The sequence below is a fragment of the Leeuwenhoekiella palythoae genome (genome assembly GCF_020310025.1).
In the GTDB taxonomy this organism is placed as follows: domain Bacteria; phylum Bacteroidota; class Bacteroidia; order Flavobacteriales; family Flavobacteriaceae; genus Leeuwenhoekiella; species Leeuwenhoekiella palythoae.
Map to the genome: position 1 here is coordinate 3,795,821 of NZ_CP084318.1, position 12,492 is coordinate 3,808,312.

Sequence of the window (12,492 nt, forward strand, 5' to 3'; positions counted from 1 at the left end):
TTTGCCTAGGTTAGCATTCCGCCATCTACTTGTAAGACTTGACCGGTAACATAAGCACTCATATCACTACCTAAAAATACACAAGCGTTAGCGATATCTTCTGGAGTACCTCCTCTTTTTAATGGAATAGCATCTCGCCAACCTGCTACTACTTTCTCGTCAAGTTTAGCGGTCATTTCAGTCTCGATAAATCCTGGAGCAACCACATTGGTTCTGATATTTCTCGAACCTAATTCTAAAGCCATTGATTTAGAGAAACCTATAATTCCGGCTTTTGATGCGGCATAATTGGCTTGACCCGCGTTTCCTTTAATCCCCACCACAGAGCTCATATTGATGATGCTTCCGTAACGTTGTTTAAGCATGGTGCGCTGAACAGCTTTGGTCATATTGAATATTGACTTCAGGTTTACTTCAATAACCTGATCAAAATCTTCTTCTCCCATACGCATCAGCAGGTTATCTTTGGTTATTCCTGCATTATTGACCAAAACATCGATAGATTCAAAATCTGCACTGATTTGTTTTATCAATTCCTGGCAATCTTCAAAAGAAGCAGCATTTGATTTGTAAGCCTTGGCTTTCACTCCCATTGCAAGAAGTTCTTGTTCTAATTCTTCTGCCGGACCTGCAGACGAGCTATAGGTAAAGGCCACGTTGGCTCCATTTTGAGCAAAAACCTTGGCGATACCGTTACCGATCCCGCGGCTGGCTCCTGTTATAATTGTATTCTTTCCTTCTAAAAGTTTCATTCTAAATTGATATATCTAAAATAGTTCGTTTGAATAGCGGTAAATATAGGAAACTTGAGGGGTACACGCATAAAAAAACCGACACATTACGTGTCGGTTTTGATTTTTTCAGAGGCTGAAATTAACCAATAAGTTCAGCAACTTTTTTGCCTATTTCAGCTGGAGAATCCACAACGTGTACTCCGTTTTCTCTTAAAATTTTCTTTTTATCTGCAGCAGATTCTCCTTCTCCAGAAACAATAGCACCAGCGTGACCCATTGTTCTTCCGGCAGGAGCAGTTTCACCAGCGATAAAACCAATAACCGGCTTTTTGGTTCCACTTGCTTTGATCCATTTTGCAGCGTCTGCTTCTAACTGACCTCCAATCTCACCGATCATCACAACAGCTTCAGTCTCCGGATCGTTGATCAATAATTCTACAGCCTCTTTAGTAGTGGTACCAATGATAGGATCTCCCCCAATTCCAATTGCAGTAGTGATCCCTAAACCTTGTTTTACAACTTGGTCAGCGGCTTCATAAGTAAGTGTTCCTGATTTAGAAACGATACCTACTTTACCTTTCTTAAACACAAAACCAGGCATAATACCTACTTTAGCTTCTCCGGGAGTGATCACACCAGGACAGTTAGGGCCAATTAAACGACAGTCTTTATCTTTAATATAATCAGCAGCTTTAATCATATCTGCTACCGGAATACCTTCAGTAATCGCAATAATCACTTTAATTCCTGCATCAGCAGATTCCATAATCGCATCAGCAGCAAATGCCGGCGGTACAAAGATGATTGAAACATCAGCTCCGGTTTCTTTTACTGCATCTTCAACAGTGTTGAATACCGGTTTGTCTAAATGGGTTTGACCACCTTTACCCGGTGTCACACCACCAACAACGTTGGTCCCGTATTCAATCATTTGACCGGCGTGAAAGGTACCTTCACTTCCGGTAAAACCTTGTACAATTATTTTGGAATCTTTATTTACTAAAACGCTCATGAGTTGTTTGAATTTTGTGGTAACAAAAATAATTTTTTAAAGCTGAATGCTAAAGGAATTTTAAGACTTTATGCGGATGTGCGCATCATTATTTTGCGGGTCATCATCACTAGGTTGACTAATTTGATACCCTCTGTAAAGGAGACCGTCTTTAAGTTCCCAAATCGCCATAAAGTGAATAATACCCACCTCTTCTTCAGGGTTTTCAACCGTCTGAATATAATACGTTAAACGTGCGCTCACCTTATCACCTTCTGAAATAAGATGACTTATAGATGACCTTAAAGAAATGAATGATTTCCCCATTTCTGAAGACATATCAGCAATATCGCTGTACGTCATTTTTGAAAATCCGGTAGATGCATTCCAATACAGTTCTGCATCCTGATGTAAGAATTTTTTTAGAACAGTGGAATCATTAAAAAAATCGGATTCATATAAACCTCTTACAAGGTCTTTTGCTGATTGACTCATTTTATTTTTTTATTTGTTCTAAAATATAAGGAATTTGCCTAATTGAAGCCAATTCTCTAAACTTCTTCTTGCTATCTTCGGCAGGAGTGCCTAAGTAAGATTTACCTCCTTCTAGGGTGCGCCCTACTCCACTCTGCGCAAAGATCACAGCTTTTTCCTTAATGGTAATTCCGCTAGCGATACCTACTTGTCCCCAAATCACCACGTCATCTTCAATGACCACGCAGCCTGCAATTCCGCTCTGAGCGGCAATAAGTACGCGCTTTCCTATCTGAGTATCGTGACCTACGTGAACCTGATTGTCTAATTTAGATCCTTGACCAATTGTAGTATCGCCGGTCACACCCTTATCTATTGTACATAGCGCTCCAAGATCTACGTGATCTTCAATGACCACTCTTCCGCCGGAAAGCAATTTATCAAAACCGATTTCACGCTTCTTATAATAAAAAGCATCTGCTCCTAGAACAGTTCCAGAATGAATAGTTACACCATCACCTATAATCGCATTATCGTAAATCGTAACATTGGCGTGAATTAAACAATTACGACCGATTTTTACATTGTGACCTATAAAGCAGTTAGGCTGAATGATCGTTTCTTCGCCAATCACTGCGGTAGTCGCAATACTCGAAGCTGCCTTTCCAAATGGCTTAAAGAACTTAGTAAGTTTATTAAAATCGCTAAAGGGATCTTCCGAAATCAATAAAGCTTTACCTTCTGGGCACGCTACTTTTTTGTTTATTAAAACAACTGTTGCCGCAGAAGCTAAAGCCTTATCATAATATTTGGGATGGTCAACAAAAACAATATCTCCGGGTTCTACGACATGAATCTCATTCATTCCCAGAACCGGAAAATCAGCAGCTCCTACATATTCTACTCCGAGAATGGTAGCAATCTGCTCTAAGCTATGTTTTTGAGGAAATTTCAACTACTTATTCTTTTATACGCTCTTTGTAAGTACCTTTTTCGGTCTCTACTTTTATTTTGTCCCCTTCATTTATAAACAAAGGAACATTTACTTCAGCACCGGTTTCTACAGTCGCAGGTTTGGTGGCGTTAGTGGCAGTATTTCCTTTTACACCAGGCTCAGTTGCAGTCACTTCGAGAATCACGTGAGCCGGCATATCTACAGAAAGCGGCATACCGTCTTCAGTATTGATCGCAATAGAAACAACTTCGCCTTCTTTTAAAAGTCCGGGTTGATCTAGCGCAGACTCCAAAAGTCTGATTTGCGTATAATCATCAGTGTTCATAAAGTGGTACCATTCCCCATCATTATATAAAAACTGATATCCTTTAGTTTCTACACGTACTTCTTCAATTTTATGCCCTGCCGAAAATGTATTATCTAAAACTTTTCCGTTAGTAACACTTTTTAATTTTGTTCTTACAAACGCTGGTCCTTTACCAGGTTTTACGTGTAAAAATTCAACAATCTTATAAATGTCGTGGTTGTAATGAATACACATTCCATTACGAATATCTGATGTAGTTGCCATATTTTTATATTAATCTATGCTGTTATAATCTATTATTAGTTTGCTGTAAAATAGCCTTTCATAATTCCGCGTTGCGAATTACGAATAAACTGAAGAATTTCATCACGCTCCGGAGTCGCCTCCATCTCGGCTTCAATAATGTTTACAGCTTGGGTATTGTTGTAATTTTTTTGGTACAGAATACGGTAAATATCCTGTATTTCTCTAATTTTCTCTGTGGTAAAACCTCTTCGGCGTAGCCCAATAGAATTGATACCCACATAAGAAAGCGGTTCACGACCAGCTTTAACGTAAGGAGGCACATCTTTACGAACTAAAGACCCACCGGTTACAAAGGCGTGACTTCCTATAGTACAAAATTGCTGCACGGCTGCCATTCCTGCTAATACTACGTGGTCACCCACTACAATATGTCCTGCGAGGGTACTGTTGTTTGAAAAAATACAGTGATCACCCACAATACAATCGTGCGCAATATGGCTGTATGCCATAATCCAACAATCGTGACCTATCTGAGTTTTCATTTTGTCTGTGGTACCTCTATTGATCGTAACACATTCTCTAATGGTTGTGTTATCGCCAATAATAGTTACCGTATCCTCATCATCAAACTTTTTATCTTGTGGAATTGCTGAAATAACAGCACCTGGAAAAATATTTACATTTTTACCGATGCGTGCACCTTCCATTATGGTAACGTTAGATCCTATCCAACTTCCTTCTCCTATGACCACATTGTTATTGATCGTAGTGAAAGGTTCAATTACCACATTTTTGGCAATTTTGGCACCCGGATGTACGTATGCTAAGGGTTGATTCATAAATCTAGTCTTTCTTTACTTTTACAATTTGAGCCATAAGCTCAGCTTCAGATACCAATTTGCCGTTTACATATGCACTTCCCTGCATATGGCAAATTCCTCTGCGAATAGGCGATAACAGATCTAATTTAAAGATAAGTGTATCTCCCGGAAGCACTTGCTGCTTAAAGCGCACATTATCTATTTTCATAAAATAGGTAAGGTAATTCTCAGGATCAGGAACCGTACTCAACACTAAAATCCCACCTGTTTGAGCCATTGCTTCTACCTGAAGAACACCCGGCATTACAGGAGCTCCCGGAAAATGCCCAACAAAGAAGGGCTCATTCATAGTGACGTTTTTAAGTCCCACTACACCGGTGTCTGTAATTTCCAGAATTTTATCTACTAAAAGAAATGGTGGCCTGTGCGGAAGCATCGCCATAATTTGATGAATGTCTTTAACCGGTGGTTTTGACAAATCAAAATTAGGTACATTATTACGCTTTTCAAGCTTAATGATTTTCTTCAGTTTTTTTGCAAACTGCGTGTTTACAAAATGTCCCGGTTTATTGGCGATCACTTTTCCTTTGATAGGCATCCCTACCAAAGCTAGATCTCCAATAACATCAAGTAGCTTGTGACGCGCAGCCTCATTAGGATGATGCAGCGTTAGGTTATCTAATATTCCATTAGATTTAACTGAAATATTATCTTTATTAAATGCTTTTCTCAACTTCTCCATAGTTTCCGGAGAAAGTTCTTTATCTACATAAACTATTGCATTATTAAGGTCACCGCCTTTAATGAGTCCGTGCTCAAGAAGCATCTCTATTTCGTGAAGGAAACTAAACGTTCTAGAGTCTGAAATTTCATCTTTAAATTCAGAAATACTCTTGATACTTGCATTCTGAGTGCCTAAAATTTTAGTACCAAAATCTACCATAGTAGTAAGTTGATATTCATCAGCCGGCATAAGCATAATTTCGCTGCCAGATTTGTCATCAACATAGCTAATCACTTCTGTTACTACGTATTCCTCGCGGCTAGCCTCTTGCTCCTGAATGCCTACTTTCTCAATAGCTTCAACAAAAAACTTTGAAGAACCATCCATAATAGGTGGTTCTGAAGCATTCAATTCTATACAAATATTGTCTATTCCTAATCCAACGCAAGCAGCAAGTACGTGCTCACTCGTTTGAATGTGCACTCCCATTTTTTCGAGGTTGGTTCCCCTTTGGGTATTCACAACATAATCTGCATTTGCCTCTATAATAGGCTGTCCTTCAAGGTCAACGCGCTTAAAAAACATACCGGTATTTTCATCGGCAGGCTTAAACGTTAGCGTAACATTTTTACCTGTATGTAAACCAACGCCGGTTAAGGAAACCTCACCGGCGATTGTTTTTTGCTTTCCTTCAGCTTTACTTATCATTGGATTTTTGTTTTTCCAAATTATTTAATTGTTCTGCCAGACTTGGCAAATTTTTAAAGTGTACGTAAGATTTATTAAAATCATTATAGGATAGCGCCGGCGAACCTTGCACCGCTTCATCATTCTTAATATTTCTCGTGATTCCAGATTGTGCTTGAATACGCACGCGATCACCTATAGTAAGATGTCCCACGATACCTACTTGACCTCCTATCATACAGTTCTTACCTATTTTAGTAGAACCAGCGATACCTGTTTGTGCGGCAATAGCAGTATGCTCTCCTATCTCTACGTTATGTGCAATCTGAATTTGATTATCTAGTTTTACACCTTTACGTATAATCGTAGAACCCAAAGTAGCTCTATCTATCGTGGTTCCTGCACCGATATCTACATTATCTTCTATAATAACATTACCGGTTTGCGGAATTCTAGAATATTCTCCATTTTCATCAGGGGCAAAACCAAAACCATCTGCGCCAATAATTGCACCACTATGCACGTAAACTGTTTCGCCTAAAACACAATCAGAGTAAATTTTGGCTCCCTGAAAGATCACGCAGTTATCCCCTATTTTACAATTGTCACCAATGTAAACATTAGGATAGATTTTGACGTTATTGCCTATGCTTACATTATTACCTAAATAGGCAAAGGCACCCAAATAAATATCATCACCGTAAGAAGCACTTTCTGATATGTAGACGGGTTGTTCTATTCCTGACTTACTAAGTTTTACCTGATTGTAATATTCCAAAAGTTTTGAAAACGATTTATAGGCATCATCTACTCTTATAAGCGTAACGTCAAGATCGTGCTCAGGCTTAAAATTTTTGTCAACTATAGCAATTGAAGCTTTAGTTTTATATATATATGGAGTGTATTTAGGATTCGCCAAAAAGGTAAGCGAGCCCGTGGTTCCATCTTCTATTTTTGAAAGTTTAGAAACTTCTGCTTCGGGATTCCCATCCACAGAGCCTTCTAAAATTCCAGCAATTTGTTCAGCTGTAAATTTCATCATCGCAAAAATAGAAAAAAAGGGTTTAATTTAAGTGTTTGGGATAGCAGATATAGTTTTTTGTGATCACCTTTGACAAGGCCTTTAAACTCAATTGATCACTAGCAGAAATCACATCAATGACTTTTCTTTTTTTTGTAAGAATATTAATTGCTTCCTTTTTTAAGGTATAAGCTTGATTTGTAAGTGTACCGGTGAATACAAAATAATCTACTTCTTCATCAGAGATATTATAGTGTGCTTTAACCCGGCTCCTTTCCGTCTGAATAAAATCGGTTTTAAAGGGTTTCTTCTTAATTTTAATGCGTGGTAATTTTCGATCAATAATTGTTTTACAAAGTGTACGCAAAACAAAATCGTCTTCCTCACACCACGCCTTCATTGCTGAAATAATATCGTAATCATCTAATTTTGAAAAAACTTCAAGCGCCTCTTGATCAAAGATTCCTTCTGCATTTTTCTTTTTCAGAAAGTACCCAAGCGCAGTACTCGCAGGAAGCTTATAACCTGCTTCGGTAAGGGATTTTGCTCGCTTTAAAACTTTTACAAGAACTTGCTCTGCGACCAAACTGGTCTTGTGCAAATACACTTGCCAGTACATCAAACGTCGAGCTACCAAGAATTTTTCGATAGTATAAATCCCCTTTTCCTCTACCATCAATTCATCATCCTTTACATTCAGCATCGCGAGAATACGGTCTGTATTGATGTTTCCTTCGGCCATTCCTGTATAAAAACTATCTCTTTTGAGATAATCTGTACGATCCATATCTAATTGCCCCGAAACCAATTGATGCAAGAACGGACGGTGGTAGGTTCCCTTAAAAATTTTAAGAGCCAGGGTTAAACTTCCGTTAAACTCCGAATTGAGATACTCAATGAATTGAAGCGAAATCTGCTCGTGATGCACCCCTTCTGCGATACTGTTTTCCATCGCGTGTGAAAAAGGTCCGTGACCTATGTCGTGCAATAATATAGCAACTAGGGTAGCCTCCTTTTCTTCCGAAGAGATCTCAACACCCTTTTGCTCAAGCTTTTCCATAGCTTTTTGCATAATATGCACACAACCTATTGCGTGATGAAAACGGGTATGATGCGCCCCGGGATATACTAAATAAGACAGACCCATTTGAGATATACGGCGCAGGCGCTGAAAGTATTTATGCTCAATTAAGTTAAAGATGAGCCCGTTGGGTATGGTAATAAAGCCATAAATAGGGTCGTTAATTATCGTAAGTTTGTTAGGAGTCTTCAAAAAGAAAGGCTTTAAAATTTTAAATAACGCGCTGTGCGCAACAGGTGATTTTTAGAATCACCTTATACAAAGATACTATATATGAGTACGATTAAAATACTATGGGTAGATGATGAAATTGATTTATTAAAACCCCACATCTTATTTTTAGAAAAGAAGAATTATGAGGTAACCACGTGTCAGAGTGGTACCGAAGCTATTGATCTTGTTGAAGAGCAAAACTTTGATGTGGTTTTTCTTGATGAAAATATGCCCGGCCTAACCGGTCTTGAAACCTTGAGCGAGATAAAAGCGAAACGAGATACGCTGCCGGTCATTATGATTACTAAAAGTGAAGAGGAATATATAATGGAAGAGGCTATTGGCTCTAAAATCGCCGATTACCTTATAAAACCTGTGAATCCCAATCAGATCTTGTTGAGTCTGAAAAAGAACCTTGATACAAGCCGACTAGTTTCAGAAAAAACAACGCTCAATTACCAGCAAGAATTTAGAAAAATTGCAATGGATATGGCGCAGGTAAATTCTTATGAAGAATGGGTAGAACTCTATCAAAAGTTGATTTATTGGGAGCTTGAATTAGAGAATATTGAGGATCAGAGTATGCAAGAAATTCTGGAGTCTCAAAAAACCGAAGCAAATAGTCAGTTTTTCAAATTTATTGAGCGTAACTATAAAGACTGGTTTAGCGATGAGGATCGCCCTACGATGTCACATACATTATTTAAAGACAAAATTGTCCCTCAGATCAAAAAGGACGATGCGCCGGTCATGCTTATTGTGATAGATAACTTAAGATACGATCAGTGGAAATCTTTTGAACCTATAATAAGTAACTACTACAAAAAAGAAAGCGAAAGCGCTTATTACAGCATTCTGCCCACCGCTACACAATATGCGCGAAATGCGATTTTCTCCGGCTTGATGCCAAGTGAGATGGAAAAACAACATCCGGACCTCTGGTTAAATGATACTGATGATGGCGGAAAGAATTTAAATGAAGACAAGTTTCTAGAAGCACAACTGAAGCGTTTAGGGCTGAGTAACCTGAATTGGGAATATCATAAGATCACCAATCTTAAAAGCGGAAAAAAACTAGTAGAAAATTTCAATTCGCTCAAAAAAAATGATCTTACCGTACTCGTGTACAATTTTGTTGATATGCTCAGCCATTCTAAAACGGAAATGGAAGTTATAAAGGAGTTAGCAAGTAACGATAAATCATACCGCTCCCTTACCGAAAGTTGGTTCAAGAATTCTCCCCTTTTAGAAATGATTCAGAAATCACAACAACTCGGGTTTAAGATTATTCTCACCACAGACCACGGAACCATAAATGTGAAAAATCCATCTAAAGTAATTGGTGATAAGAATACCAGTTTAAATTTAAGATATAAGACAGGGCGTAGTTTGACGTATGAGCAAAAGGACGTGCTAGAGGCTAAAGAACCAAAATCAATTCATTTGCCTACCATTAATATGAGTAGCTCGTTTATTTTTGCAAAGGGAGATCTCTTTTTTGCTTATCCTAATAATTACAATCATTATGTGAGTTATTTTAGAAACACTTATCAACACGGTGGTGTTTCTCTTGAGGAAGTGATCATTCCGTTTATTGTATTAAACCCAAGATAACATCGCTGTCTTTATATGGAATATACCTATGCATTAGATCAGATTGACGAAGTAGCTGAAGCCTTAATCAAGAATTTAAAATTTTCAACAATTCTATTCTATGGAGATTTAGGTGCAGGTAAAACAACATTGATAAAAACTTTGGTTAAAAGGTTGGGCTCAGCAGATAATGTTTCGAGCCCAACTTTTTCACTGATCAATGAGTATAAAACAGATGCAGGCGCATCCATTTTTCATCTGGATTTATACAGGCTAAAAGATGAAAATGAAGCTTACGACATAGGAATTGAAGAACTTTTAGAAACAGACAGCTTAAAATTAATTGAGTGGCCTCAAAAAATTAACAGTTTACTTGATGATGAAGTTCATTCAGCGAGAATTTTTTCGACAAAAGATAATGTAAGAACACTTGAATTTTTATAACTTTGTTAAAAGTATGTTAAAGCAAAAATTGTACTGTGAAGATTTTTCTTACAAGTTAAAAATCACGAAAAAGTTATAGTCAAAATTTGTACGAGTAAAAGAATTATTCCTAAATTGGCATTAGAATTATAATCGATAAAATGTGTTAAAGCCATTTTTTGTGAAGCAAATATAGAAGAATTATAAAATGTAGTAGGGTGTAAAAAGTTGATCATCTTTGGACCAACAAATCATTAACACTCAAACACATTTTATTATGAAAATTAAAGCTTTACTCCTAGGCCTTTTAATTGCAGGTGCAACAGCAGTTACTTACACAGCACAAGACAGCAACGCAGACTATGCATCAAAAAAAATCGAAAAAAGTAAAATCGTCATCCCTTCTAACGGGTAGTCTAATTGCTGCATTTATCGTAGCATCACCTTACTTTTTTTACTTATACGAAGGTTTTCCAAGTGTTAAAATTTGGGAAACCTCTTTTTTTGGTTTTAACCTTGAATATGAAACTATTAACTTCGGTACAGTTGACGTTTTAGCTTGGGTAGTTTTTAGTAAGTTAATTCCTTTTTTACTATTTCTAATTTGGTTTTTAACTTGTAAGCATTGGTGGTATCACGCCATCTTGGTTCCAATATGTATGTATTTTTTTCAAATCGTAAGTGCTTTCAATGATGATTTAGCCTTTACAGATAGCGTTGATATTTATTATATGGCTCCAATTATTTTTTTAGCCTTGATATTTATTTATACTATAAGAATGAAAATTTTTGACAGAATACACAATATAGATCTGTCAGAACTTCAAAGAGTCTCTCTTAAAGGAGATTTGAAAAACGAAAACGATATTGAAAAGCAATATCCGTCTTCAGTTTTAGACGACGATGATGACGAACCTTTATTTATGGGATAGTCATAAGAATTCTACTTCAATCTCTTTTTTTCCCTAAATAATAATGTTTAATTTGAGGTTTATTTTTAACCAAACCATCAAATGATTCAAAATAGCCCTTTTACCCGAGAACAGCTGATTCCGCAAGAAGAAAAGCTTGAGATTGAGCAGCGTAAAGGTTCGCTATTTATAGGTATCCCAAAAGAAAATCACTTTCAAGAAAAACGCGTTTGCCTTACTCCTGATGCAGTGGGAGCCCTGGTTGCACACGGGCATCGTGTGCTCATCGAATCACAAGCAGGTGAAGACGCTCGTTTTACAGATCACGACTATTCTGAAAATGGTGCCGAAATCACTTCTGATCGAGCCAAAGTTTTTGGCTGCCCGATGGTATTAAAAGTAGAGCCGCCTTCTCTTGAAGAGCTTGAGATGGTAAATCCGCAAACGGTGATCATTTCTGCACTGCAACTCAAAACTCAGAAAAAAGAATACTTTAAAATTCTAGCTACAAAACGCATTACAGCACTTGCTTTTGAATTTATTAAAGATGCTGATGGCACCTACCCTGCCGTTAGAGCGTTAAGTGAAATTGCCGGTACTGCATCTGTACTTATTGCTTCAGAATTGATGTCACGGCAAGATGGAGGTAACGGATTGATGTTTGGCAATATTAGCGGAGTTCCCCCTGTTGAAGTTGTGATTATAGGCGCCGGCACCGTAGGTGAATTTGCAACACGCTCCGCACTGGGTCTTGGTGCTAACGTAAAAGTTTTTGACAACTCTCTTACTAAACTACGTTGTCTTCAAGTAAGTGTGGGCCAACCTTTGTATACATCTACCATTCAGCCAAAAAATTTACTTAAGGCTTTGCGCCGCTGTGATGTAGCCATCGGAGCCGTGAGAGGTAAAGATAGATCTCCTGTAATCGTTACAGAGACAATGCTAGAATATATGAAACCGGGGTCGATCATCATCGATGTTAGTATTGATATGGGCGGTTGCTTTGAAACTTCAGAAGTTACCTCGCACGATAAGCCTACCTTTGTCAAACACGATGTGGTGCATTATTGTGTGCCTAATATTCCTTCTCGTTACGCAAGAACTTCCTCACTATCAATTAGTAATATTTTTACGCCGTATCTTTTAGAAATTGGTGAACACGGCGGACTAGAAAATAGTCTGCGTATCAATAAAGGTTTAAAAAACGGATTGTATTTTTACCGCGGAATTCTAACCAGCAAGTCTGTTGCAGATTGGTTTGATCTTCCATTTAGAGATATCAATCTCTTATTTTTTTAGATCTAAATACAA

Annotated in this window: 13 protein-coding genes; 4 read left to right on the forward strand and 9 right to left on the reverse strand. The window is 37.7% G+C overall.

Annotated features, from left to right (window positions below):
- Positions 1-5 precede the first annotated feature (5 nt).
- From fabG to LDL79_RS16300, 9 genes are all read right to left on the reverse strand, one after another.
- Positions 6-752: a 3-oxoacyl-[acyl-carrier-protein] reductase gene (gene fabG / locus LDL79_RS16260; RefSeq protein WP_225598500.1), complete on the reverse strand. Its 747-nt coding sequence runs from the start codon at positions 750-752 to the stop codon at positions 6-8.
- Positions 753-873: 121 nt separating this feature from the next.
- Positions 874-1,746: a succinate--CoA ligase subunit alpha gene (gene sucD, locus LDL79_RS16265; protein ID WP_072982137.1), complete on the reverse strand. Its 873-nt coding sequence runs from the start codon at positions 1,744-1,746 to the stop codon at positions 874-876.
- 60 nt (positions 1,747-1,806) lie between these two features.
- Entirely contained in the window at positions 1,807-2,220 is a 414-nt protein-coding gene (locus LDL79_RS16270; protein WP_072982139.1) for a nuclear transport factor 2 family protein, read from the reverse strand.
- A gap of 1 nt (position 2,221) precedes the next feature.
- Positions 2,222-3,154: a UDP-3-O-(3-hydroxymyristoyl)glucosamine N-acyltransferase gene (locus tag LDL79_RS16275; protein ID WP_225598501.1), complete on the reverse strand. Its 933-nt coding sequence runs from the start codon at positions 3,152-3,154 to the stop codon at positions 2,222-2,224.
- A gap of 4 nt (positions 3,155-3,158) precedes the next feature.
- Entirely contained in the window at positions 3,159-3,725 is a 567-nt protein-coding gene (gene efp / locus LDL79_RS16280; protein ID WP_072982142.1) for an elongation factor P, read from the reverse strand.
- Positions 3,726-3,760: 35 nt separating this feature from the next.
- On the reverse strand, positions 3,761-4,546 hold the full coding sequence (gene lpxA / locus LDL79_RS16285) for an acyl-ACP--UDP-N-acetylglucosamine O-acyltransferase (protein WP_072982143.1): 786 nt from the start codon (positions 4,544-4,546) through the stop codon (positions 3,761-3,763).
- Between the two features lie 4 nt (positions 4,547-4,550).
- Complete coding sequence (locus LDL79_RS16290; RefSeq protein WP_072982145.1) at positions 4,551-5,960, reverse strand: bifunctional UDP-3-O-[3-hydroxymyristoyl] N-acetylglucosamine deacetylase/3-hydroxyacyl-ACP dehydratase; 1,410 nt, start codon at positions 5,958-5,960, stop codon at positions 4,551-4,553.
- Entirely contained in the window at positions 5,950-6,978 is a 1,029-nt protein-coding gene (lpxD, locus tag LDL79_RS16295) for a UDP-3-O-(3-hydroxymyristoyl)glucosamine N-acyltransferase (protein WP_072982147.1), read from the reverse strand. The genes LDL79_RS16290 and lpxD overlap by 11 nt, the downstream gene beginning before the upstream one ends.
- Positions 6,979-7,003: 25 nt before the next feature.
- Positions 7,004-8,233: an HD domain-containing protein gene (locus LDL79_RS16300; protein WP_225598502.1), complete on the reverse strand. Its 1,230-nt coding sequence runs from the start codon at positions 8,231-8,233 to the stop codon at positions 7,004-7,006.
- An 81-nt stretch (positions 8,234-8,314) separates the two neighbouring features.
- Here LDL79_RS16300 and porX point away from each other — a divergent pair, with 81 nt between their 5' ends.
- The 4 genes from porX to LDL79_RS16320 all read left to right on the forward strand — a co-directional run bounded on the left by porX (position 8,315) and on the right by LDL79_RS16320 (position 12,480).
- Positions 8,315-9,868 (forward strand): T9SS response regulator signal transducer PorX, encoded by a 1,554-nt coding sequence (gene porX, locus LDL79_RS16305; protein WP_225598503.1) that lies wholly within the window; start codon positions 8,315-8,317, stop codon positions 9,866-9,868.
- Positions 9,869-9,883: 15 nt separating this feature from the next.
- Positions 9,884-10,291: a tRNA (adenosine(37)-N6)-threonylcarbamoyltransferase complex ATPase subunit type 1 TsaE gene (tsaE, locus tag LDL79_RS16310; RefSeq protein ID WP_225598504.1), complete on the forward strand. Its 408-nt coding sequence runs from the start codon at positions 9,884-9,886 to the stop codon at positions 10,289-10,291.
- A 341-nt stretch (positions 10,292-10,632) separates the two neighbouring features.
- On the forward strand, positions 10,633-11,202 hold the full coding sequence (locus LDL79_RS16315) for a hypothetical protein (protein ID WP_225598505.1): 570 nt from the start codon (positions 10,633-10,635) through the stop codon (positions 11,200-11,202).
- A gap of 81 nt (positions 11,203-11,283) precedes the next feature.
- Positions 11,284-12,480, forward strand: coding sequence for an alanine dehydrogenase (locus LDL79_RS16320; protein WP_225598506.1), 1,197 nt, complete (start codon positions 11,284-11,286; stop codon positions 12,478-12,480).
- Positions 12,481-12,492 lie beyond the last annotated feature (12 nt).